This window comes from Aromatoleum toluclasticum ATCC 700605 (assembly GCF_000378245.1).
Classification (GTDB): domain Bacteria; phylum Pseudomonadota; class Gammaproteobacteria; order Burkholderiales; family Rhodocyclaceae; genus Aromatoleum; species Aromatoleum toluclasticum.
The window spans coordinates 1-22,377 of record NZ_KB899501.1 but is presented as its reverse complement, the minus strand read 5'-3'; the positions used below and the strand labels follow the sequence as shown (position 1 = coordinate 22,377).

Sequence of the window (22,377 nt, the reverse complement as noted above, 5' to 3'; positions counted from 1 at the left end):
TTCGTTCAGGCGGTCTTCGCTTCGGCCAGCCCCAGCTCCTGCTTCATCTTCTCGCGGATCTGGAATTTCTGGATCTTGCCGGTCACGGTCATCGGGAAGCTGTCGACGAAGCGGATGTAGCGCGGCACCTTGTAGTGCGCGATCTGGCCCTGGCAGAAGTCGCGCACTTCTGCTTCGGTAAGCGTCTGACCTTCGCGGACGATGACCCAGGCGCACAGTTCCTCGCCGTATTTCTGGTCGGGCACGCCGACGACCTGCACGTCGAGAATTTTGGGATGGCGGTAGAGGAATTCCTCGATCTCGCGCGGGTAGAGGTTCTCGCCGCCGCGGATCACCATGTCCTTGATGCGGCCGACGATGTTGCAGAAGCCCTCGTCGTCGATCGTCGCGAGGTCGCCGGTATGCATCCAGCCGCCGGCGTCGATCGCCTCGCGCGTCTTCGCTTCGTCTTCCCAGTAGCCGAGCATCACCGAGTAGCCGCGCGTGCACAGCTCCCCCGGCGTGCCGCGCGGGACGATGCGGCCTTCGTTGTCGACGATCTTCACTTCGAGATGCGGCTGCACGCGGCCGACGGTGGACACGCGGCGATCGAGCGGGTCGTCGGTGCCGCTCTGGAAGCTGACCGGCGAGGTCTCGGTCATGCCGTAGGCGATCGTGACTTCGCGCATGTTCATCTTGTCGATGACGCGCTTCATCACTTCGATCGGGCACGGGCTGCCGGCCATGATGCCGGTGCGCAGGCGCGAGAGATCGAAGTCGGCGAAGCGCGGGTGGTCGAGCATCGCGATGAACATTGTCGGCACGCCGTAGCTCGCGGTGCAGCGTTCTTCGGCCAGGGTTTCGAGCACCGCGAGCGGTTCGAAGGCTTCGGCCGGATAGATCATCGTCGCGCCGTGCGTGAGGCAGCCGAGGTTGCCCATCACCATGCCGAAGCAGTGATACAGCGGCACCGGGATGCACAGGCGGTCGCCTTCGACGAGGCGGATCGCTTCGCCGACGAAGAAGCCGTTGTTGAGGATGTTGTGGTGCGACAGCGTCGCGCCCTTGGGCTGGCCGGTGGTGCCGGAGGTGAACTGGATGTTGATCGGGTCGTCGAACTGCAGTTCGTCGCCGAGGGTTTCGAGCGCGTCGAGTTCGTCCCCGGTCGGCGCATGCAGCAGCTCGTCGAAGTTCAGCATGCCGTGGGTCTTGTCGACGCCCATGCGGATGACGAATTCGAGGGAAGGCAGTTTTGCCGCCTTGAGCTTGCCCGCTTCGGACTGCGCGAGTTCGGGCGCGAGGTCGCCGAGCATTTCGAGGTAGTTGCTGGTCTTGAAGGCGGGCGACATCACCAGCGCGCGGCAACCGACCTTGTTCAGCGCGTATTCGAGCTCGGCGCGGCGGTAGGCCGGGTTGATGTTCACGAGCACGAGGCCGGCCTTGGCGGTCGCGAACTGGGTCAGCGCCCATTCCACATTGTTCTGCGACCAGATGCCGACGCGCTCGCCGCGCTTGAGGCCGAGGCGCATCAGGCTGCACGCGAGGGCATCGACGCGCAGCTTGAGCGCCGCATAGGTGAGGCGCACGTTCTGGTGGCGCACGACGAGGGCTTCGCGCGCGGCGTGGCGGGCGCAGGCCTCGTCGAAGAAGCGGCCGATGGTCTGGCCGATCAGGCGCTTTTCGGACGCGCCGTGGACGTAGCTCAACTGGGTCATGTGTCTCTCTCCAATTTCCGCGGTCTGGATATTTTTTGTGGCGATGTGCAGAGCGGGAGGAACGAAGCGCATCCCGCCACGCGGCGATCACGATGCCGCAACGGCTGGATTGGCGGGATACGCCTTCGGCTCCTCCCGCCCTACGATGACGCGAGCGGGCGGGAAGGCGGAAGGCGCGTCCCGCCGCTCCTCACTTCTTCGCCGGCTCGAACTCGACGAGTTCCGCGCCGTCGCTGACCTGGTCGCCGACCGCGAAGCGGTAGGCCTTGAGCAGCCCCGCCGCGGGCGCGGTGATGGTGTGCTCCATCTTCATCGCCTCGAGGATCAGCAGCGGCGCGCCCTTCTCGACCGTCGTGCCGGCCTCGGCCAGCAGCGCGATGACCTTGCCCGGCATCGGCGCCAACAAGCCGCCTTCCGCACCGCCACCCTCGCCCGCGTGGTGCAGCGGGTCGACATTGGAGAGCTGCCAGGTGCGGCCGTCGAGGAAGATATGGCGTTTCTCGCCGGCGACGATCACCGTCGAGTCCATGCGCGTGCCGTCGAACTCGACGCGCATGCGATGGCGCTCGTACATCCGGCCGCGCGCGACCGTGGAGCGGCCATCGACGCTCAGCGTGTAGCGGTCGCCGCGGTAGGCGACAGTGACGCTCTTCTGCATCTCGCCGAAGCGGAAGATCAGCTCGCGGCTCGCGGTGGCGTTGAGCCGCCAGCCGTCGCGGGCGTGCCACGGCGAACCGGGGTCATTGCCGCGTTCGGCCTCCTCCTCGGCCCACGCGGCCTCGCGCAGCAGCTCGCCCAGTGCAGCGACGAACCAGACCTCGGCCGGGGGCACTTCGCCTTCGGGGAAGAGGTAGGCCTTCTCGCGCTCGATCAGGCCGGTGTCGAGGTCTGCGCTCGAAAACGCGGGGCAGTTCGTCAGGCGCGACAGGAACTCGATGTTGTTCGCGACGCCGACCACGCGGTAATCCGCCAGCGCCTGCAGCATGCGGGCCAGCGCCTGATCGCGGTTCTCGTCCCACACGATGAGCTTCGCGATCATCGGGTCGTAGAAGGGGCTGATCTCGTCGCCCTCCTCGACGCCGGTGTCCACGCGCACGTGCATGTTCTCGGCGGGCGGGGCGAGGTGCAGCAGCTTGCCGGTCGAAGGCAGGAAGCCCTTGGCGGGGTCTTCGGCGTAGATGCGCGCTTCGAGCGCGTGGCCGCGGATCTGCAGTTGTTCCTGCACGAGCGGCAGCGACTCGCCCGAGGCGACGCGCAGTTGCCATTCGACGAGATCGAGCCCGGTGATCATCTCGGTGACCGGGTGCTCAACCTGCAGGCGCGTGTTCATCTCCATGAAATAGAAGGAGCCGTCCTGGTTGGCGATGAACTCGACGGTGCCGGCGCCGACGTAGCCGACGGCCTTCGCCGCCTCGACCGCGGCGTTGCCCATCGCAGCGCGGCGCTCGGGCGTCATGCCGGGCGCAGGGGCTTCTTCCAGCACCTTCTGGTGGCGGCGCTGCACCGAGCAGTCGCGCTCGAAGAGATACACGCAGTTGCCGTGCGTGTCGCCGAACACCTGGATCTCGATGTGGCGCGGGCGGGTGATGTACTTCTCGACCAGCACGTGCTCATCCCCGAAGGAGGATGCGGCCTCACGCTTACACGAGGCGAGCGCGGCGATGAAGTCGTCGGACTTCTCCACGAGACGCATGCCCTTGCCGCCGCCCCCGGCCGCGGCCTTGATCAGCACCGGGTAGCCGATCTTGTCGGCCTGTTCGTGCAGGTAGGCGGGCTCCTGGTTGTCGCCGTGGTAGCCGGGCGTGAGCGGTACGCGGGCCGCTTCCATCAACTTCTTCGCTTCGGACTTCGAGCCCATCGCGCGGATCGCCGACACCGGCGGGCCGATGAAGACGATGCCTTCGCGCTCGCAGGCGTGGCAGAAGTCCTCGTTCTCGGACAGGAAGCCGTAGCCGGGGTGGATCGCCTGCGCACCGGTCTGCTTCGCCGCGGCGATGATGCGGTCGATGACGAGGTAGCTTTCTTTCGCCGCGGCCGGGCCGATCAGCACGGCCTCGTCGGCGAGGCGCACGTGGCGGGCGTTGGCGTCGGCCTCGGAGTAGACGGCGACGGTCTTGATGCCCATGCGGCGCGCGGTCTTGATGACGCGGCAAGCAATCTCGCCTCTGTTGGCGATCAGGATCTTTTCGAACATTCTTGTCTCCCCCTTACATCCGGAACAGGCCGAACTTCGTCTGCGGGATCGGCGCGTTGAGCGTCGCCGACAGCGACAGCCCGAGCACTCGGCGGCTCTGCGCCGGATCGATCACGCCGTCGTCCCACATCCGCGCGGTCGCGTAGTAGGGGTGGCCCTGCACTTCGTATTGCTCGCGGATGGGCGCCTTGAAGGCCTCCTCGTCCTCCTTGCTCCACGTGCCGCCCTTGGCTTCGATGCCATCGCGACGCACGGTCGAAAGCACGCTCGCGGCCTGTTCGCCGCCCATCACGGACACACGCGCGTTCGGCCACATCCACAGGAAGCGCGGCGAGTAGGCGCGGCCGCACATGCCGTAGTTGCCGGCGCCGAAGGAGCCGCCCATGATCATCGTGAGCTTGGGCACCTGGGCGGTCGCGACCGCGGTCACCATCTTCGCGCCGTCCTTGGCGATGCCGCCGTTCTCGTACTTGCGGCCGACCATGAAGCCGGTGATGTTCTGCAGGAAGAGCAGGGGGATGCCGCGCTGCGCGCACAGTTCGACGAAGTGCGCGCCCTTCTGCGCGGATTCGCCGAACAGGATGCCGTTGTTCGCGACGATGCCGACCGGATAGCCGTAGAGCTGCGCGAAACCGGTGACGAGCGTCGTGCCGTAGCGCGACTTGAATTCGTCGAAGCGCGAGCCGTCGACGACGCGGGCGATCACCTCGCGCACGTCGTAGGGCTTCCTCGGATCGGCGGGGATGATGCCGTATAGCTCCTCGGGGTCGTACAGCGGCTCCTCGCCGGCGCCGATCTTGAGCGAGACGGGCTTCTGGCGGTTCAGGTTCGACACGATGCGGCGCGCGATGTAGAGCGCGTGCGCGTCGTTCTCGGCGAGGTGGTCTGCGACACCCGAGATGCGCGTATGCACATCGCCGCCGCCGAGATCCTCGGCGCTGACGACTTCACCGGTCGCGGCCTTCACCAGCGGAGGCCCACCGAGGAAGATCGTGCCCTGGTTCTTGACGATCACCGCCTCGTCGCTCATCGCCGGCACGTAGGCGCCCCCCGCGGTGCAGGAGCCCATCACCACCGCGATCTGCGGGATGCCCTGCGCGCTCATGTTCGCCTGGTTGAAGAAGATCCGACCGAAATGATCGCGGTCCGGGAAAACCTCGTCCTGCGTCGGCAGGTTGGCGCCGCCCGAATCCACGAGGTAGACGCAGGTCAGGTTGTTCATCTGCGCGATCTCCTGCGCGCGCAGGTGCTTCTTCACCGTCATCGGGAAGTAGCTTCCGCCCTTCACCGTCGCGTCGTTGGCGACGATCATGCATTCGACGCCCTTCACGCGGCCGATGCCCGCGATCACGCCCGCCGACGGCGCATCGTTGTCGTACATGCCGTACGCGGCCATCTGGCCGATCTCGAGGAAGGGTGTGCCCGGGTCGAGCAGGTGATTGACGCGGTCACGCGGCAGCAGCTTGCCGCGCGCGGTGTGCTTCGCGCGCGCCGATTCGCCGCCGCCGAGCGAGACTTCCGCCGCCTTGTCGCGCAGGTCGCCGACAAGCTTGCGCATCGCCTCGGCGTTGCCCGCGAAGTCCGGGCTGCGCGTGTTGATGGAGGATTTGATGACACTCATCACATCGTCTCCGCGAAGAGTTCGCGACCGATCAGCATGCGGCGGATCTCGCTCGTACCGGCGCCGATCTCGTACAGCTTCGCGTCGCGCCACAGGCGGCCGGTGGCGTATTCGTTTGTATAGCCGACGCCGCCCAAGGTCTGGATCGATTCGCCCGCCATCCAGGTCGCCTTCTCGGCCGAGTACAGGATCGCGCCGGCGGCGTCCTTGCGCAGCGTGCGGGCGTGGTCGGCGCGGTCGCAGGCCTGGCCGACGGCGTATACATAAGCGCGCGTCGCGCTCCACACCGAATACATGTCGGCGACCTTACCCTGCATGAGCTGGAACTCGCCGATCGCCTGGCCGAACTGCTTGCGCTCGTGCAGGTAGGGCACGACGACGTCCATGCACGCCGCCATGATGCCGAGCGGTCCGCCGCACAACACGGTGCGCTCGTAGTCGAGGCCGCTCATCAGCACCTTCACGCCGCCGCCGACCGCGCCCAGCACGTTCTCTTCCGGCACCTCGACGTCGTCGAAGAACAGCGGGAAGGTGTTCGAACCCCGCATGCCGAGCTTGTCGAGGTGGGTGCCGTGCGAGAAGCCCTTCATGCCCTTCTCGATGATGAAGGCGGTCACGCCGCGCGGGCCGGCGTTGATGTCGGTCTTCGCGTAGACGACCAGCGTGTCCGCGTCGCCGCCGTTGGTGATCCACATCTTGGCGCCGTTGAGCACGTAGCGGTCGCCCTTCTTGTCGGCGCGCAGCTTCATCGACACGACGTCGGAGCCGGCATTCGGCTCGCTCATCGCCAGCGCGCCGACGTGCTCGCCCGAGATCAGCTTCGGCAGGTACTTGTCCTTCTGCGCGGCGTTGCCGTTGCGGCGGATCTGGTTCACGCACAGGTTCGAGTGCGCGCCGTAGGACAGCCCCACCGACGCCGACGCGCGCGAGATCTCTTCCATCGCGATGATGTGCGCGAGGTAGCCCATGCCGGTACCGCCGTATTCCTCCTCCACGGTCATCCCGAGCAAGCCCATGTCGCCGAACTTCTTCCACAGGTCGGCGGGGAATTCGTTCTCGCGGTCGATCGCGGCTGCGCGCGGGGCGATCTCGGCCTCGGCGAACTGGCGCACCGCATCGCGCAGCGCATCGATGGTTTCACCGTGGTGGAAATTCAGACAGGGGATGTTCATCGGGGGTCTCCTCGTTCCTTGGTGGCTGTTCGTATTCGGGACGTCGACAGATGCAGCTTAGACGCCCGCGGGCAAGACTGTTTGACTGCGTAAGAGTAGGCCCGCGGGCGACGCAGCGGGCGCCAAGGTGGTTGCAAATCCTGCCAAGCAACTTATGATGCCCCGATGGCAACCGTAATCCCTTCGGTTGGCGACCCCACGCGCGGCCCCGCAGCAACGCCCGTCGCCTTCATCCGCGCGATCGTCGCGGCCTACCGCCGCTACGGGATCAATCCTGCCAACGCCTTGCGCGAGGCACAGATACCACCGGCGGCGCTCGACGACCCCGCCGCCCGCGTGACCGCGGCGCAGATGGAGATCATGTCCGCGGTCGCGATGCAGGAACTCGACGACGAGGCGCTGGGCTGGTTCTCGCGCCGCCTGCCTTGGGGCAGCTACGGCATGCTGTGCCGCGCGTCGATCACCGCGCCCGAGCTCGGCGTCGCGTTGAAGCGCTGGTGTCGGCATCACCGCCTGCTCACCGACGACATCCTGCTGCAGCTCGGCGACGACGGCGCGATCGCCACGCTGCGCATCGAGGTGCGCCGCTACCTCGGCGACATGCACGAATTCTGCCTCGTCACGCTGCTGCGCTACGTGCTGGGCTACGCCTGCTGGGCGGTCGACTCGCGCATCCCGCTGCTCGCGGCCAGCTTCCCCTTCCCCGCGCCGCCACACAAGAACGTCTATCCGCTGCTGTTCCAGGGCCCGGTGCATTTCGACACCGACCAGGCCGAGATCCGCTTCGACGCCCAATACCTGCGCCTGCCGCTACGGCGCGACGAGGCGGCGCTGCAGCAGATGCTGCGCCGCGCACTGCCGCTGACCGTGCTGCAATACCGCCGCGACCGCCTGCTGGTGCAGCGCGTGCGCCACCTGTTGCGCGAACGGCTCGACGAGGGCGCGACCGCCGAAACGCTCGCCGAACGCCTGCACCTGTCGCCACGCACGTTGCACCGCCAGCTCGACGACGAAGGAGCATCGCTGCAGGAATTGAAGGACGAAGCGCGGCGAGAGCGCGCGGTAGAGTTGCTGAACCGCACGAGCCGGCCAATCAAGCAAATCGCGCAGGCAGTCGGATTCACCAACGAGAAGAGTTTTTCACGCGCCTTCCGCCAATGGACCGGCGAATCGCCGAGTGCCTTCCGGGAGCGCGCAGTGGCAACGACGGACCCCGGTTCCCGCAGCGACATGTAGGGCGGGAGCAGCGCAGCGAATCCCGCCACACAGCCGCCGTGAGGGCTTTGGCGGCGCCCCCGGGGCCGAACGGCGGAAGTCCATCCCGCCCGACGCGCAGCGGAGTCCGCGCAGCTACGGGCGCACCACGCCCACCTTGTCCACGCCCAGCCTGTGCAGCTTCCCATGCAGCCGCCGCGTCCCGTACCACGTCGCTGCACACACCAGCGGCAGAGCGAGACCGATCGCTTGGTCGACCGCGACGTCGACGCCCCACCCTTTCAACGCCTTCAGCCCATACGCCGCGAGTCCGATGCCGTAGTAGGAGATCGCTACCACCGACAGCCCTTCCACCGCCTGCTGCAGCTTCAGCTGCAGGCGCGCGCTGCGACTCAGACTCTCCAGCACGCTCTGGTTCTGCCGCTCCTGCGCGAGGTTCACGCGCGTACGCAGCATGTCGTTGGCGCGGCTCACCTTGTGGGCGAGCGCGTCCTGCCGCGCGGCCACCGACACGCAGGTATCCATCGCCGGCGCGAGGCGCCGCTCCATGAACTCGCCTATCGTCGGCACCCCCTCGATGCGCTGCTCGCGCAATTCGCCGATGCGCGCCTGCACGATACGGTGGTAGGCCTGCGCGGCACTGAAGCGATAGCCGGTCGCGTGCGACATCGCACGCATGCGCGCGTCGAGGCGCGAGATCTCGTGCAGCAGCTGCTCGGCGTCACCGTCGATGTCGAGTTCGCACAGTTGGGTGCCGACATCGCTCAGATCCTCTTCGATGCCGTCGAGGCGCACGATACCTTCGCGCGCGAGCGGCAGCGCAAGCAGCGCCATCATCAGGTAAGTCTCGATCTCGCAGATGCGCTGCACGAGCCGCCCCATCTGCGCCTCGCGCAGGCCGGTGTCGCGCACCAGATAGCGCGAGAAACCGTCCGGCCCGACCTGGAAGTCCGTCCAGATCTCGCCCCCGGACAGCACGCGACTCCCGACCAACGGCGGCATCGGAAACAGCGTGTGCAGCCGTTCGTCGGCGAGATCCAGCGGTTCGCCCTGCTCCGCATGGATATGCGAGGCGACCACGACCGACGCGCCGAGCGACTCGAGCCAGTCCATCGGCACGTGGCGCATCGCCGTCTGCGCGAAATCGGCGCCGCCGCGCCCGGGCTCGACGAAGGTGAAGGTCGCGAATTCGGTGTGCCGCTCCCACTTGATGCGGAAATGGCCGAAGTCATGGAAGAAGTGCTGCGCCCCGGCCCGGGGCCCGGACACGCCGAAACGCGCGCACAGCCCCTGCAGCGCACGCTCGTGCCACTCACCCCCCTCCTCGCTGTGGATCGCGAGGTGGGACACGCGCGCCGGCGCGCCGATGACCATGAAGGGCCGGGAATGGATCTCGCTCGCGATCGCGAGCCGCTGCGGGTGATTCAGACTGCGGGGAAGATTCATCACAGGATGCCGCGGCGGGCGCGCTACGCGCCGTTCCGCGCGGAGCCGACGGGCTCAGCGCGCCCACCGGCCGGTCAGTTGTAGCCGAGCACGACCACCGCGGCGAGGTCGCGGCGCTCCGCCTCGACCTGGGTTTCATAGTCCTCGCAGCGCGGATCGACACGGCGCTTCAACCGGCTCGCGAGCTCGCCGCCGAGCTTTGCACCAGTCTTGCCGGCGATGAATCCGAAATCCTTGATGGCTGCCTGTTGCTGGGAAATCATTTTGCTGTCTCCGATTCGAGCGTCTTGAAAAGAAGGAAAACAATCGGCTTTCCCGGAGCGCTGCTCCGCCCTCCCTGCACGCACATTGGCGTCGTGTTTCCTTATCGGGGTGCCGACTGGCCGATACGAATTCTTGTTCAAGCGCCGGACAGGCTCAAACGAAATAAACTACGAAGATCATGACTCGGAGGAAGTATCCATGCGCCGGCGCATTCCCAGCATCGAGGCCCTCGTTGCATTCGACGCCGCCGCACGCCACCTCAGTTTCACGCGCGCGGCCGATGCGCTGTCGCTCACGCAGAGCGCAGTGTGCAAACAGATCGCCTCGCTGGAGGATTACCTCGGCGTGCCGCTGTTCAACCGCATCAAAAAGCGCATTTCGCTGACCGAGGCCGGCGCGATCTACGCGAAGCGCGTGGCGGAGGATCTCGACCGGCTGGAGCGACATACGGTCTCGCTGATGTCGCACCGCGGCGAACGCAACGTGCTGGAACTGGCTGTGATCCCGACCTTCGGGTCGCGCTGGCTGATCCCGCGGCTCGCGCACTTCCACGCAGCCAATCCGGGGATCACTGTGAATCTGAGGACACGCTCCGACCCCTTCGTCTTCACCGAAACCTCGTTCGACGCCGCGATCCATTTCGGATCCCCGGCATGGGCGGGCGCGATCTCGCACCCGCTGTTCGGCGAGGAGATGGTACCGGTGTGCAGTCCCCAGCTGCTGCACGAGCAGCCGTGCCGCGAACCGCGCGACCTCGCGCGCCTGCCGCTGCTCCATCAGGTGAATCGCCACGCCGCGTGGCAGCGCTGGTTCGAGGCGGCAGGCGTGAAGGACGTGGACGCGATGGGCGGCCCGCGCTTCGACCTGTTCTCGATGCTCGTGGAAGCCGCCTGCGCGGGACTGGGCGTTGCGCTCGTGCCGCGTTTCCTGGCGCTGAGCGAACTGGAGTCGGGGCAGCTGGTCATTCCCTTCGAGCTGCCGCTGCGCTCCGAGATGGGCTACCACCTCGTCTACCCCGACCCGCCGAGCGCGAACCCGGCGCTGAAACGCTTTACCGAATGGCTGCTGGCCGAGGCCGCAGCCTACCGCGACGCCCCGAAACCCGCCGCGGAACGGGCGGCGTAAAGGCACACCGACAACGCTTCATCGGCGCGGAATGCGCCCCGCTCTCGCCCGCGATGAGGGCGAACGCGGGGATGGTCGAGCCGCCGCATGGAGCGAACCCGGTACGGCTCAGGCGGCCTGCAACTCGCGCACCGCAGCATGCGGGGCGGCGCTGACCGGCACCGAACCGAACAGGTTCTTCGGGTCGGCGAGATCGGGAATCAGCGAAATTTCTTCCTCGACACCCAGCTCGATCGCGAGGTCGCGCATGAAACGCAGCGCGGAGAAATCCTCCAGCGCGAAGCCGACCGAATCGAACACCGTCACTTCGTCCGCGGCCTGACGACCCGGCACCGTGCCGGCAAGCACATTCCACAACTCCGTCACCGCGAAGTCTGCCGGCATCTGCTGCATGTCGCCCTCGACGCGCGACTGCGGCTCGAATTCGCAGAACACGCGCCCCATGCGCAGCACGTCGGCGTGCAACTCGGTCTTGCCCGGGCAATCGCCGCCCACCCCGTTGATGTGCATGCCCGGCTCGATCATGTCCGGCGTCAGGATCGTCGCGTTGGACTTGTCGGCCGTCACGGTGGTGACGATGTCACAGCCCTTCACGGCATCCCGCGTGCTGCCGAAGCGCTTGGCGGACAGGCCCATGCGCTCGAGGTTGCGCATCAGCTTGTCGGTCGCCGCGGCATCGACGTCGAACAGGTGGAACTCCGTAATGCCCAGGAGGTGATGGAAGGCCAGCGCCTGGAACTCGCTCTGCGCACCGTTGCCGATCAGCGCCATGCGCTTGCTGTCCGGGCGCGCCAGTGCGCGGGCTGCGACCGCGGAAGTCGCGGCGGTGCGCAGCGCCGTCGTGAGGGTCAGTTCGCTGACCAGCGTCGGGGCGCCGGTATCGACATCGGCGAGCACACCGAACGCCATCACCGTGCTCAAGCCGAAGCGATGATTCTTCGGATGGCCATTCACGTACTTGAAGGAGTACAGGGAGTCGTCCGAGATCGGCATCAGCTCGATCACGCCGTCGTCGGAATGATTGGCAACGCGCGCGGTCTTCTCGAAATCGTTCCAGCGCAGGAAGTCCTGGCGGATGTACTCGGCCATGCCCGCGAGGCAGTGCGCGAAGCCCTTCCCGGCAACCAGTTCGGCGGCGCGCTCCGCGCTCAGGAAACGGGTGGGGATACGGTTGCTGGTTTTCATGGTCTCGCTCCTCGTTGGTGTCTTGCAATTCAGTGTCGACATGATCGACCAGTTCCGCGTCAATAAAAATGACACCAACTGTGCTATTTTGATAACAAATTGATCAATTCGATAACACTTACTGACAGTTCGACAAAATGGACAGCCTGGACCAGCAACTGATCAGCCTCCTGCGCAACGACGCGCGGATGAGCGTCGCGCATCTCGCGCACAAGTTGAAGGTGTCGCGCGGCACCGTCACGAACCGCATCACCAAGCTCGAGAACGACGGGATCATCGTCGGCTACACGGTGAAGCTGCGGCCCGACTCGCACCCCAACGAGATCCGCGCGTGGATGAGCATCGTCGTCGCCGGCAACGAGACGCGTTCGGTGATCGCCAGCCTGCTCGGCGAGCCGGGCGTCGCATCGCTGCACGACACCAACGGCCGCTGGGACCTGCTCGCGGAACTGCGCGCGGAGAACCTCACGGAGCTGTCGAACGTGCTCGAACGCATCCGGCTGATCCGCAGCATCCAGCACACCGAGACCAGCATCCACCTCGCCAGCTATCGCGGCGAAAGCTCCTGACGGCGCCGCTCCGCTGAGAGGGAAAGCGGGAGGAAGAACGCGGCGCGGATCTCCGCGATCAGCCTCCGCACCGCCGTCATCGCGAGGACACGGTCCGTGCGCCGCGCGATAACTCGGCGACGAGCAGCGAAACCGCGCCTGAGGGTGCGAGCTGCACGATGAGCGGCGCCACGCCCTCGACCTGCAGCGCGTCCCCGACCTCCAGTACCAACGGCCCATACCCCTCGGCGCGCACTGTCAGACGACCCGAAGCACAGTAGAGCAAGGCGACGTCAGCATCGGTCTGCAGCTCACGGGCGGTATCGAGGCGCATGCGCGTCAGCCGATGCGTCCAGCGGCCGCGACGGCTCATCACGTTGAAGTCCGTCACGGGCCCCACCGGCAGTTCCGCGCGGGCCGCGGCGCCCCCGTCGAAGGCGCATACCGGCCCGTCCTGTGCGAGGGCTGCACGCCGCCCGTCCACGACGAGGTCCATCCCCGCGCCACCGAGCAGCGCCAGGCTGCGATCGATGCCGGGAAACGTGGAGAACGGCCCCGCCACTTCGACGTGTGCGCTGCTGATGCGCCACTCGAAGTCATAGAGCCCTGCGCCGGCCGGCGCGACGGCAATCTCCAGCGTCACGCCTCCACCGTTCTTCCAGGGCATCCGGCGATACGCCTCGGCCGCGAGTTTCAACATCCTCATACCCCTCCCTGCGATCAGTTCGTCGATGGCGGCACCTTCCGCCGCCCGACAAGATGTATATACATTAAATCCTGGAGCTCCGATCCGGCAAACAGCCGCACGCACGAGCCGCCGCTCCGGCAAGCTCCCATCCGGAGCACACGGCACTCAAACCTGCTCCATACCCGAAGAATACGGGCAGATGAAGCCGACGCGCGCATCGGCCGGACGCTCCAAAATCGCCACAGCCGATCGGAAAGAAATCCCTTGACGCCTCACCGTCGCGACTCTATTGTATATACAAGTCAACCAACACGGAGACACCGCGATGCCCGCCCCCCACCCCCGCCTCCTCTGGCGGGACGTCACGATCTTCGACGGCGAACGGGAACTGCCCGCCCCGATGGCGGTGCTGGTCGAAGGCGGTCGCATCGCGAAGCTGTGCCCGAGCGAGGCCCTGCCCGCAGCTGACGCAGCCAGCGTTCGCGACATGGGCCGAGGCGGCGTGATGACCCCAGGCCTCGTCGACTGCCACACCCACCTCGTGTTCGGCGGCAACCGCGCCGACGAGTTCGCACGGCGCCTCGAAGGCGCGAGCTACGCCGAGATCGCGCAGGCCGGCGGCGGCATCCTCAGCACCGTGCGCGCGACCCGTGCCGCGAGCGAAGACGAACTCCTCGCCGCCGCACTGCCCCGCCTCGCCGCGCTCGTCGCCGACGGCGTGACCACGGTCGAGATCAAATCCGGCTACGGCCTCACGCTGGCCGACGAACTGAAAATGCTGCGTGTCGCGCGCCGCCTCGGCGAACGCCTCCCCGTGCGTGTATTGACGACACTGCTCGGCGCGCACGCCCTGCCGCCCGAATACAAGGGCGACCAGGACGGCTACATCCGCCTCGTGTGCGAGGAAATGATCCCCGCCGCCGCGGCCGCAGGGCTCGCCGACGCGGTCGACGTCTTCTGCGAAGGAATCGCTTTCAGCCCCGCACAGTGCGAACGCGTGTTCGCCGCCGCCGCGCGCCACGGCCTGCACGTAAAAGCGCACGCCGAACAGCTCTCCAACCTGGGCGGCGCGGCACTGGCGGCACGCCACGGCGCATTGTCGGCCGATCACATCGAATACCTCGACGAGACAGGCGTGCGCGCGCTGGCTGAAGCCGGCACCGTCGCGACCCTGCTCCCCGGCGCCTTCCTCACCCTGCGCGAGACGCAATTGCCGCCCGTCGACGCCCTGCGCCGCCACGGCGTGCCGATCGCGATCGCGACCGACGCCAACCCCGGTAGCTCGCCGCTCTTCATGCCGACGCTGATGCTCAACCTCGCCTGCACGCTGTTCCGCCTGACCCCGCGCGAGGCGCTCGCCGGCATGACCGCGAACGGCGCCCGCGCGCTAGGGCAGACCGACACCGGGCGCATCGCCGAGGGGATGTGCGCAGATCTGTGTGTGTGGGACGTCGCGAGTCCGACAGAACTCGCCTACGCGGTCCAGCCCGGACGCCTGCGCCAGCGCGTGTTCAAGGGCGAGATCACGCACAACCGCAGCGACGAATGCACGCAGGAGGCGCAATGAACCCTGACCGCAAGAACATGGACGTGTGGACCGGGCGCATTGACCCCGAACCCGATAGCCCGCGCTGGCACCAGGCCATCCGCCCGCTCGACACCGCCGCCGCCCCCGGCGTCGCCCTGCTTGGTTTCGCGTGCGACGAAGGCGTACGCCGCAACAAGGGCCGCCCCGGCGCGGCGGACGCCCCGGTCGCGATCCGCAAGGCGCTCGCGAGCCTCGCCTGGCATCGCGAAAATCCCGCCTACGACGCCGGCGACCTCCCCTGCGACGATGGCGATCTCGAAGCGGCCCAGGCGCGCCTTGCCGGAAATGTCCGCGCCCTGCTCGCCGCGGGACACTTCCCGGTCGTGCTGGGCGGCGGACACGAGGTCGCGTGGGGAAGCTGGCAAGGCCTCGCCGCCCATCTTGCCGACACCGCCGATCACGCCCCGCGCATCGGCATCGTCAATTTCGACGCCCACTTCGACCTGCGCGACCCGACCCACGTGCATTCGTCCGGCACGCCCTTCGCGCAGATCGCCGACGCCTGCGCCGCGCGCGGCTGGCCCTTCCGCTACGCCTGCCTGGGCGTGAGCCGCGCCGCCAACACCCGCGCGCTGTTCCGCCGCGCAGCCGAACTCGACGTACTGGTGCGCGAGGACCGCGAGATCACCCCCCTGAGCCTCGAGCACATCGGAGAGGATCTCGACGCCTTCGTCGCCGCCTGCGACCACGTCTACCTCACCATCGACCTCGACGTCCTGCCCGCCTGCGAAGCCCCCGGCGTCAGCGCCCCGGCCGCGCGCGGCGTGCCGCTCGCGCTGCTCGAACCGCTCGTCGAGCGCGTGCGGGACAGCGGCAAGCTCCGACTCGCCGACCTCGCCGAGCTGAACCCCGAATTCGACATCGACCACCGGACCGCCCGCGTCGCGGCGCGGCTGATCCAACTGATCCCCTGAACGGCTCACGCCAAGGCCGTCGTTTCAAACAAAACAGACCGGAGGAGACCCGCATGCCCCCCACCCATCGACAAGCCCCGCCCTCGCCACGCGACAGTCTGCGTCCCGCCACGCGGGGCGAGCCGACAAGCTCGCGCGAGGAGGCGAAATGATGGCCGATCAGATCTCGCTGAGCGTCGCGCCAGCACACACCCGCACGCTCGCCGGCACGCTTGCCCGCCTGCTGGGCTACAGCCTGATCGGGCTGGTGCTCTTCTTCCTGCCCGTCGACATCGCCGGCAAATCGACGATCCTCCTCGACCATGCCGCGAGCTACCTGCTCAAGGAGACGAGGCCGCTCGTGATCGGCATCGCACTCGTACTCATGGGCTACGGCGCGATCCATCCCTGGGTGAGCGGCACATGGCGGCACAACGCCGTCACGATGACGTTCTCGGTGCTGAAGGTACTGGGCCTCGCGATCGGCATCGCCTACCTGTTCAAGGTCGGCCCCGAGGCGGTGTACGCGCCCGGCATGCTGCCCTTCCTGTTCGAGAAGCTGGTACTGCCGCTCTCGCTGATCGTGCCGCTGGGTTCGCTCGCGTTGGTGTTCCTGATCGGCTTCGGCCTGCTCGAACTGATCGGCGTGCTGATGCAGCCGGTGATGCGGCCGATCTGGCGCACACCGGGCAAGTCCGCGATCGATGCCGTGGCGTCCTTCGTCGGCAGCTACTCGGTCGGCCTCCTCATCACCTCCCGCATGTACTCCCAGGGCCACTACACGCAGCGCGAAGCCGCGATCATCGCCACCGGCTTCTCCACCGTGTCCGCCCCCTTCATGGTGATCGTCGCCAAGACGCTCGACCTGATGCCGGCTTGGAACCTTTACTTCTGGGGCAGCATGGCGGTCACCTTCGCCGTCACCGCCGTGAGCGCGCGCCTGTATCCGCTGTCACACCAGCCGAGCGAAGGCCAGCCCGATCCGGAACTGCCTCCCGGCCAAAGCCGCGTCCAGGCCGCGTGGTATGCCGGCGTCACGCAGGCCCGGAGCGCCCCGGCGCTTTCGGCCACCCTGCGCGATACCTTCGCCGACGGCGTGCGCATGACCGCCGCGATCCTGCCGAGCATCCTCGCCGTCGGCCTGTTGGGCCTGCTCGCCGCGAAGTACACGCCGCTCTTCGACCTTATCGGCCTGCTGCTCTACCCCGTCACCTGGGTCTTCGGCCTCGCCGAGCCGATGACGGTCGCCCGCGCAATCGCCGCCGGCCTCGCCGAGATGTTCCTGCCCGCGATGCTGCTCAAGGACGCCGACGTGGTCGTGCGCTTCGTCGCCGCCACGGTGTCGGTGAGCAGTGTGCTGTTCCTCTCGGCCTCGATTCCCTGCGTGCTTGCCACGCGGATCCCCATGCGCCTGCGCGACCTGCTCGTGATCTGGTTGCAGCGCACCGTCCTGAGCCTGGTGTTCACCATCCCGCTGGCCCAGCTCGCACACCACCAGGGCTGGCTGTGACCGCCATCCACAACGATCGAAACAAGGAGCCCCCAATGAGCAAGTTCCGCGACACCGAAATCCGCGCCCCCCGCGGCACCGAACGCAGCGCGAAAAGCTGGCTGACCGAAGCCCCACTGCGCATGCTGATGAACAACCTCGACCCCGAAGTGGCCGAGAACCCGAAGGAGCTGGTCGTCTACGGCGGCATCGGCCGCGCCGCACGCGACTGGGCCTGCTTCGACAAGATCGTCGAAGTCCTGCGCCGCCTGGAGGACAACCAGACCCTGCTGGTCCAATCCGGCAAGCCCGTCGGCGTGTTCGAAACCCACCGCGATGCCCCGCGCGTGCTGCTCGCGAACTCCAATCTGGTGCCCGCTTGGGCGAACTGGGAGCACTTCAACGAGCTCGACCGCAAGGGCCTGATGATGTACGGCCAGATGACCGCCGGTTCGTGGATCTACATCGGCTCGCAAGGCATCGTGCAGGGCACCTACGAAACCTTCGTCGAAGCCGGGCGCCAGCACTACGGCGGCAGCCTCGCCGGCCGCTGGGTGCTCACCGCCGGCCTCGGCGGCATGGGCGGCGCGCAGCCGCTCGCCGCGACGCTCGCCGGCGCCTGCTCGCTGAACATCGAATGCCAGCAATCGCGCATCGACTTCCGCCTGCGCACCCGCTACGTCGACGAACAGGCCACGGACCTCGACGACGCGCTGGCCCGCATCGCGCGCTACACGCAGCGCGGCGTGGCCAAGTCGATCGCCCTGTGCGGCAACGCCGCCGACATCCTGCCCGAGCTCGTGCGCCGCGAGGTACGCCCGGACATGGTCACCGACCAGACCAGCGCCCACGACCCCCTGCATGGCTACCTGCCCTCCGGCTGGACCTGGGACGAATACGTGGCGCGCGGCAAGACCGAACCCGAAGCCGTCGTCGCCGCCGCCGCGAAGCGTTCCATGGCGCAGCACGTGCGCGCGATGCTCGCCTTCAAGGAGCGCGGCATCCCGACCTTCGACTACGGCAACAACATCCGCCAGATGGCCTTCGAGGAAGGCGTCACCAACGCCTTCGATTTCCCCGGCTTCGTGCCCGCCTACATCCGCCCGCTGTTCTGCCAGGGCATCGGCCCCTTCCGCTGGGTCGCGCTCTCGGGTGACCCCGAGGACATCTACAAGACCGACGCCAAGGTCAAGGAGCTGATCCCGGACAACCCGCACCTGCACCACTGGCTCGACATGGCGCGCGAGCGCATCAGCTTCCAGGGCCTGCCCGCGCGCATCTGCTGGGTCGGCCTGAAGGACCGCGCCCGCCTCGGCCAGGCCTTCAACGAGATGGTCGCGAAGGGAGAACTGAAAGCCCCGATCGTGATCGGCCGCGACCACCTCGACTCCGGGTCGGTCGCTAGCCCCAATCGCGAGACCGAGAGCATGCTCGACGGCTCGGATGCAGTCTCCGACTGGCCGCTGCTCAACGCGCTGCTCAACACCGCCGGCGGCGCGACTTGGGTGTCGCTGCACCACGGCGGCGGCGTCGGCATGGGCTACTCTCAACATGCGGGCGTCGTGATCGTTGCCGACGGCACGCCCGAAGCCCACGCCCGCCTCGGCCGCGTGCTGCACAACGACCCGGGCACCGGCGTGATGCGCCACGCCGATGCCGGTTACGACATCGCCCGCGACTGCGCGCGCGACAACGGGCTGGATCTGCCGATGCTCGACGCCGTGAAAGGAGCCTGAGGTGACCGAAATGACTTTCGACCCGAGCATTGAACTCACGCTCGTCCCCGGTGAGCTGACGCTGGCCCAGTTGCGCCAGGCCTACGAGCACCCGATCCGCGTGACCCTGCCCGAGAGCGCCTCCGACGCCATCGAACGCAGCGTCGCCTGCGTGCGCCGCGTGATCGACGAGGACCGCGTCGCCTACGGCATCAACACCGGCTTCGGGCTGCTCGCGCAGACACGCATCGCGCACGAGGACCTCGAGATCCTGCAGCGCTCGCTGGTGCTGTCACACGCCTGCGGCGTCGGCGAGGCCCTCGACGACGCAACCGTGCGCCTGATCATGCTGCTCAAGGTGAATAGCCTCGCCCGCGGCTTCTCCGGCATCCGCCGCCGGGTCATCGACGCGCTGATTGCCCTGCTCAATGTGGGCGTCTATCCCGAGATCCCGGCCAAGGGCTCGGTCGGCGCCTCGGGCGACCTCGCGCCGCTCGCCCACCTGTCGCTCACCCTGCTCGGCGAAGGCCGCGCGCGTCATCAGGGCAAATGGCTGCACGCCGTCGAGGCGCTCGCCGTGGCCGGACTCGAACCGCTGACGCTGGCCGCCAAGGAAGGCCTCGCGCTCCTCAACGGCACGCAAGTCTCCACCGCTTACGCGCTGCGCGGCCTCTTCGACGCCGAAGACCTGTTCGCCGCCGCCACCGTCTGCGGCAGCCTCACCGTCGAAGCCGCGCTCGGCTCGCGCGTGCCGTTCGACGCCCGCATCCACGCCGCGCGCGGCCAGCGCGGCCAGATCGACGCGGCCGCGGCCTATCGCCACCTGCTGGAGGACACCAGCGAGATCGCGCAGTCGCACGTCGCCTGCGGCAAGGTGCAGGATCCCTACTCGCTGCGCTGCCAACCGCAGGTCATGGGCGCCTGCCTCACGCAGATCCGCCAGGCCGCCGAGGTGCTCGCCGCTGAAGCCAACGCGGTGTCCGACAACCCGCTGGTGTTCGCCGACGAAGACGACATCCTCTCCGGCGGCAACTTCCATGCCGAACCGGTCGCGATGGCCGCCGACAACCTCGCACTCGCCATCGCCGAGATCGGCGCACTCGCCGAGCGGCGCATCTCGCTGATGATGGACAAGAACATGTCCCAGCTGCCCGCCTTCCTCGTCGCCAACGGCGGCGTGAACTCCGGCTTCATGATCGCGCAAGTCACCGCCGCCGCGCTCGCCAGCGACAACAAGGCGCTCGCGCATCCCGCCAGCGTCGACAGCCTGCCGACCTCGGCCAACCAGGAAGACCACGTCTCGATGGCGCCCAACGCCGGTCGCCGCCTCTGGGCGATGGCCGACAACGTGCGCGGCATCCTCGCCGTCGAATGGCTCGCCGCCTGCCAGGGTCTCGACTTCCGCGATGGCCACAAGAGCTCCCCGCAGCTCGAAGAGGCCCGCACCGCACTGCGCGCGCAAGTACCCTTCTACGACGTCGACCGCTTCTTCGCCCCGGACATCGCCGCGGCGACCGAACTGCTCGCCGCACGCACCCTGTCCCCGCTGATACCCCCGGGACTCCTCCCCTCACAGGCCTGAAAAGCGACGCCTCAAGAAGCAGGCCCCGCTGCGTTAACGGCGCCTGCCTCAATCACCCATATCGCATGCCGATCTCACCCTGCCGGCTGTATCATGACGATCTCGCATCAGCCACAAAAAGGAATGGCCGTGGCCAGCCCCGCCCCCCGCTACCGCCAGATCGAGGAATTCCTGCTCGAAAAGATTCGCAGCGGCGCATATCCGATCCATCATCAGATCCCGCCTGAAGAACAGCTCGCCCGAGACTTCCGCGTCAGCCGCATGACCGCCAACAAGGCGATCCGCGATCTCGTTCAGGGCGGCTACCTCGTGCGCCAGCCTGGCCTCGGCACCTTCGTCACCGACCGCAAGGCCGAATCCTCGTTGCACGAAGTCCTCAACATCGCCGCGGAAGTCCGCGGCCGCAACAATACGTACAGCAATACGGTGCTGCGCTGCGAAGCCATCGAGGCCGACGACGAAGTCGCCCTGCGTCTCGGCGTGCGCCTCGGCACGCGCGTCTTCCACACGACGATCGTTCATCGCGAAAACGACATCCCGATCCAGTTCGAGGAGCGCTTCGTCAATCCGAAGTGGGTCCCCGACTATCTAGACACCGATTTCACGCGCCACACCCCGAACGAAGTTCTCGTAGCCGCCTGCCCGATCTCGGACGTCGAGCATGTCGTCGAGGCCATCCTCGCGGACGCACAGACCGCCGCCGCGCTCGACACCACGACCACCACCCCCTGCCTGCTGATGATCCGCCGCACCTGGTCGGAGGAACACCTCATCAGCTACGCGCGGCTCACTCACCCGGGCGACCGCTATAAGCTGCGTTCCTCGATGCACTACAGGCCCTGAACGCCGGACATCGGTAAGCGGCGCGCACTCACCCCTCGGGCGCCGCCATTACCATCCACGACACCCCAAAGCGGTCGGCAAGCATCCCGAAGCGCGGAGACCAGAACGTCCTCTCGAGCGGCATCTGCACCTGCCCGCCGTCTGCCAGCGCCCCGAACACCCGCTCGACCTCCGCGACGTCAGCCAGATTCACCGTCAGCGCAAACCCCTGGAAACCCGGCTGTCCCGTGCATCGCCCATCCGACACCATCACCTGAGTATCGCCGAAACTCAAATTCGCGTGCATCACCTTATCTTCCGATCCCACCGGAAGAACGCCCGACGGAGCCGGATCGGGACTTTCTCGAAAGCGCATCAGCATCGTCACCTCAGCACCGAGCACCTTACGATAAAGCGCGATCGCCTCGTCGCAACGGCCATCGAAGAACAGATACGGCTGAACCAGCATCTCACACCTCCTTCGGAAACGCCGCAACGCCCGCTCACCGGCACCTACCGCGACAGACAGTTCCCCGGAGTCAGCCGCGCGCGTCGAAGCTGACGCCACGCTGCGTTATATGCACCGAACCCCCTCACGGCAACCACGAATCTGTGACAGTTGTCACGTCGTCGCCCGCTCAAGCTTTCGAAGCACGGAATCACCCCAGCGGGCGATGTGTCACAGTACCGAATGGGGGAGAGGATTGGCCGAAAGCGAATCCGGAGCGGAATTCATGATGACAGCACATCCCGGTCGAACGGATCCGATCCCGCTGAACAGCGGACGAAGTGGAACGACTTGCGAGCCGAAGGAGCCGTTTGGGGTTGTGCGCGACGGGTAGGCGTAAAAAAGCCGCTCATCCTGTGTTTGGAGAGCGGCTTTTTTGGCGTGGGGTAGTCTGACGATGACCTACTTTCGCACTCACGAAGAGCACTATCATCGGCGCGGACCTGTTTCACTGTCCTGTTCGGGATGGGAAGGAGTGGTTCCAGGACGCTATGGTCGTCAGACTGTAAAGGGTCACAAAGGGGAGAAGTAGAGTGTGTGGGGAGTGTGATTGTTGTGTAGCGTGTTGAGTTCGCTGAGATCCAGGGTTATAGGATCAAGCCTCACGGGCAATTAGTATCGGTTAGCT

General features: G+C 67.1%; 18 protein-coding genes and 1 rRNA gene. 9 read left to right on the top strand and 10 right to left on the bottom strand.

The window, feature by feature from the left end; all coding sequences use genetic code 11:
- Nucleotides 1-5: 5 nt before the first annotated feature.
- The 4 genes from F464_RS0117520 to F464_RS0117505 form a co-directional block, all read right to left on the bottom strand.
- A complete protein-coding gene (locus F464_RS0117520) occupies nt 6-1,694 on the bottom strand; it encodes an AMP-binding protein (protein WP_018991142.1) in 1,689 nt (562 codons plus the stop codon).
- Nucleotides 1,695-1,884: 190 nt separating this feature from the next.
- Nucleotides 1,885-3,888, bottom strand: a complete 2,004-nt coding sequence (locus F464_RS0117515; protein ID WP_018991141.1) for an acetyl/propionyl/methylcrotonyl-CoA carboxylase subunit alpha — start codon at nt 3,886-3,888, stop codon at nt 1,885-1,887.
- 13 nt (nt 3,889-3,901) lie between these two features.
- Nucleotides 3,902-5,509, bottom strand: a complete 1,608-nt coding sequence (locus F464_RS0117510; protein WP_018991140.1) for a carboxyl transferase domain-containing protein — start codon at nt 5,507-5,509, stop codon at nt 3,902-3,904.
- Nucleotides 5,509-6,681 (bottom strand): isovaleryl-CoA dehydrogenase, encoded by a 1,173-nt coding sequence (locus tag F464_RS0117505; RefSeq protein WP_018991139.1) that lies wholly within the window; start codon nt 6,679-6,681, stop codon nt 5,509-5,511. Before F464_RS0117505 ends, F464_RS0117510 begins: the two co-directional genes overlap by 1 nt.
- 165 nt (nt 6,682-6,846) lie before the next feature.
- Between F464_RS0117505 and F464_RS0117500 the strand changes: the two genes are divergently transcribed.
- Nucleotides 6,847-7,917, top strand: a complete 1,071-nt coding sequence (locus tag F464_RS0117500; protein WP_018991138.1) for an AraC family transcriptional regulator — start codon at nt 6,847-6,849, stop codon at nt 7,915-7,917.
- A 114-nt stretch (nt 7,918-8,031) separates the two neighbouring features.
- On the opposite strand, the gene F464_RS0117495 is transcribed toward F464_RS0117500, so the two are convergent.
- Both F464_RS0117495 and F464_RS0117490 read right to left on the bottom strand, forming a co-directional pair.
- On the bottom strand, nt 8,032-9,342 hold the full coding sequence (locus F464_RS0117495) for a DUF3422 family protein (protein ID WP_018991137.1): 1,311 nt from the start codon (nt 9,340-9,342) through the stop codon (nt 8,032-8,034).
- Between the two features lie 74 nt (nt 9,343-9,416).
- Complete coding sequence (locus F464_RS0117490) at nt 9,417-9,605, bottom strand: hypothetical protein (RefSeq protein ID WP_018991136.1); 189 nt, start codon at nt 9,603-9,605, stop codon at nt 9,417-9,419.
- Nucleotides 9,606-9,804: 199 nt separating this feature from the next.
- Between F464_RS0117490 and gcvA the strand changes: the two genes are divergently transcribed.
- The gene (gcvA, locus tag F464_RS0117485) at nt 9,805-10,731 is read left to right on the top strand and encodes a transcriptional regulator GcvA (RefSeq protein ID WP_018991135.1); all 927 of its coding nucleotides are present in this window, start codon (nt 9,805-9,807) and stop codon (nt 10,729-10,731) included.
- A gap of 108 nt (nt 10,732-10,839) precedes the next feature.
- Here the strand turns inward: gcvA and F464_RS0117480 are convergent, their stop codons facing one another.
- Complete coding sequence (locus F464_RS0117480; RefSeq protein WP_018991134.1) at nt 10,840-11,916, bottom strand: ornithine cyclodeaminase; 1,077 nt, start codon at nt 11,914-11,916, stop codon at nt 10,840-10,842.
- 137 nt (nt 11,917-12,053) lie between these two features.
- Between F464_RS0117480 and F464_RS0117470 the strand changes: the two genes are divergently transcribed.
- Nucleotides 12,054-12,485, top strand: a complete 432-nt coding sequence (locus F464_RS0117470; RefSeq protein ID WP_018991132.1) for an Lrp/AsnC family transcriptional regulator — start codon at nt 12,054-12,056, stop codon at nt 12,483-12,485.
- 76 nt (nt 12,486-12,561) lie between these two features.
- Here F464_RS0117470 and F464_RS0117465 read toward each other — a convergent pair whose 3' ends face one another.
- Entirely contained in the window at nt 12,562-13,164 is a 603-nt protein-coding gene (locus F464_RS0117465) for a HutD/Ves family protein (protein ID WP_018991131.1), read from the bottom strand.
- Between the two features lie 313 nt (nt 13,165-13,477).
- Between F464_RS0117465 and hutI the strand changes: the two genes are divergently transcribed.
- The 6 genes from hutI to hutC all read left to right on the top strand — a co-directional run bounded on the left by hutI (nt 13,478) and on the right by hutC (nt 21,262).
- On the top strand, nt 13,478-14,719 hold the full coding sequence (gene hutI / locus F464_RS0117460; RefSeq protein ID WP_018991130.1) for an imidazolonepropionase: 1,242 nt from the start codon (nt 13,478-13,480) through the stop codon (nt 14,717-14,719).
- The gene (gene hutG / locus F464_RS0117455) at nt 14,716-15,654 is read left to right on the top strand and encodes a formimidoylglutamase (protein WP_018991129.1); all 939 of its coding nucleotides are present in this window, start codon (nt 14,716-14,718) and stop codon (nt 15,652-15,654) included. The genes hutI and hutG overlap by 4 nt, the downstream gene beginning before the upstream one ends.
- 148 nt (nt 15,655-15,802) lie before the next feature.
- Nucleotides 15,803-17,143: a YjiH family protein gene (locus tag F464_RS0117450; protein ID WP_018991128.1), complete on the top strand. Its 1,341-nt coding sequence runs from the start codon at nt 15,803-15,805 to the stop codon at nt 17,141-17,143.
- A 35-nt stretch (nt 17,144-17,178) separates the two neighbouring features.
- The gene (gene hutU / locus F464_RS0117445; RefSeq protein WP_018991127.1) at nt 17,179-18,858 is read left to right on the top strand and encodes a urocanate hydratase; all 1,680 of its coding nucleotides are present in this window, start codon (nt 17,179-17,181) and stop codon (nt 18,856-18,858) included.
- 10 nt (nt 18,859-18,868) lie between these two features.
- Nucleotides 18,869-20,419, top strand: a complete 1,551-nt coding sequence (gene hutH, locus F464_RS0117440; RefSeq protein ID WP_198292292.1) for a histidine ammonia-lyase — start codon at nt 18,869-18,871, stop codon at nt 20,417-20,419.
- Between the two features lie 123 nt (nt 20,420-20,542).
- A complete protein-coding gene (gene hutC / locus F464_RS0117435) occupies nt 20,543-21,262 on the top strand; it encodes a histidine utilization repressor (protein WP_018991125.1) in 720 nt (239 codons plus the stop codon).
- Nucleotides 21,263-21,290: 28 nt separating this feature from the next.
- On the opposite strand, the gene F464_RS0117430 is transcribed toward hutC, so the two are convergent.
- Nucleotides 21,291-21,710, bottom strand: coding sequence for a VOC family protein (locus F464_RS0117430; protein WP_018991124.1), 420 nt, complete (start codon nt 21,708-21,710; stop codon nt 21,291-21,293).
- Nucleotides 21,711-22,138: 428 nt separating this feature from the next.
- Nucleotides 22,139-22,252 (bottom strand): 5S ribosomal RNA (rrf, locus tag F464_RS0117425).
- Nucleotides 22,253-22,377 lie beyond the last annotated feature (125 nt).

Bases quoted from the DNA above. Each gene is read 5' to 3' on its own strand.
- F464_RS0117520 (WP_018991142.1), bottom strand. From the start codon at position 1,694: ATGACCCAGTTGAGCTACGTCCACGGCGCGTCCGAAAAGCGCCTGATC.
- F464_RS0117515 (WP_018991141.1), bottom strand. From the start codon at position 3,888: ATGTTCGAAAAGATCCTGATCGCCAACAGAGGCGAGATTGCTTGCCGC.
- F464_RS0117510 (WP_018991140.1), bottom strand. From the start codon at position 5,509: ATGAGTGTCATCAAATCCTCCATCAACACGCGCAGCCCGGACTTCGCG.
- F464_RS0117505 (WP_018991139.1), bottom strand. From the start codon at position 6,681: ATGAACATCCCCTGTCTGAATTTCCACCACGGTGAAACCATCGATGCG.
- F464_RS0117500 (WP_018991138.1), top strand. From the start codon at position 6,847: ATGGCAACCGTAATCCCTTCGGTTGGCGACCCCACGCGCGGCCCCGCA.
- F464_RS0117495 (WP_018991137.1), bottom strand. From the start codon at position 9,342: ATGAATCTTCCCCGCAGTCTGAATCACCCGCAGCGGCTCGCGATCGCG.
- F464_RS0117490 (WP_018991136.1), bottom strand. From the start codon at position 9,605: ATGATTTCCCAGCAACAGGCAGCCATCAAGGATTTCGGATTCATCGCC.
- gcvA (WP_018991135.1), top strand. From the start codon at position 9,805: ATGCGCCGGCGCATTCCCAGCATCGAGGCCCTCGTTGCATTCGACGCC.
- F464_RS0117480 (WP_018991134.1), bottom strand. From the start codon at position 11,916: ATGAAAACCAGCAACCGTATCCCCACCCGTTTCCTGAGCGCGGAGCGC.
- F464_RS0117470 (WP_018991132.1), top strand. From the start codon at position 12,054: ATGGACAGCCTGGACCAGCAACTGATCAGCCTCCTGCGCAACGACGCG.
- F464_RS0117465 (WP_018991131.1), bottom strand. From the start codon at position 13,164: ATGTTGAAACTCGCGGCCGAGGCGTATCGCCGGATGCCCTGGAAGAAC.
- hutI (WP_018991130.1), top strand. From the start codon at position 13,478: ATGCCCGCCCCCCACCCCCGCCTCCTCTGGCGGGACGTCACGATCTTC.
- hutG (WP_018991129.1), top strand. From the start codon at position 14,716: ATGAACCCTGACCGCAAGAACATGGACGTGTGGACCGGGCGCATTGAC.
- F464_RS0117450 (WP_018991128.1), top strand. From the start codon at position 15,803: ATGATGGCCGATCAGATCTCGCTGAGCGTCGCGCCAGCACACACCCGC.
- hutU (WP_018991127.1), top strand. From the start codon at position 17,179: ATGAGCAAGTTCCGCGACACCGAAATCCGCGCCCCCCGCGGCACCGAA.
- hutH (WP_198292292.1), top strand. From the start codon at position 18,869: ATGACTTTCGACCCGAGCATTGAACTCACGCTCGTCCCCGGTGAGCTG.
- hutC (WP_018991125.1), top strand. From the start codon at position 20,543: ATGGCCGTGGCCAGCCCCGCCCCCCGCTACCGCCAGATCGAGGAATTC.
- F464_RS0117430 (WP_018991124.1), bottom strand. From the start codon at position 21,710: ATGCTGGTTCAGCCGTATCTGTTCTTCGATGGCCGTTGCGACGAGGCG.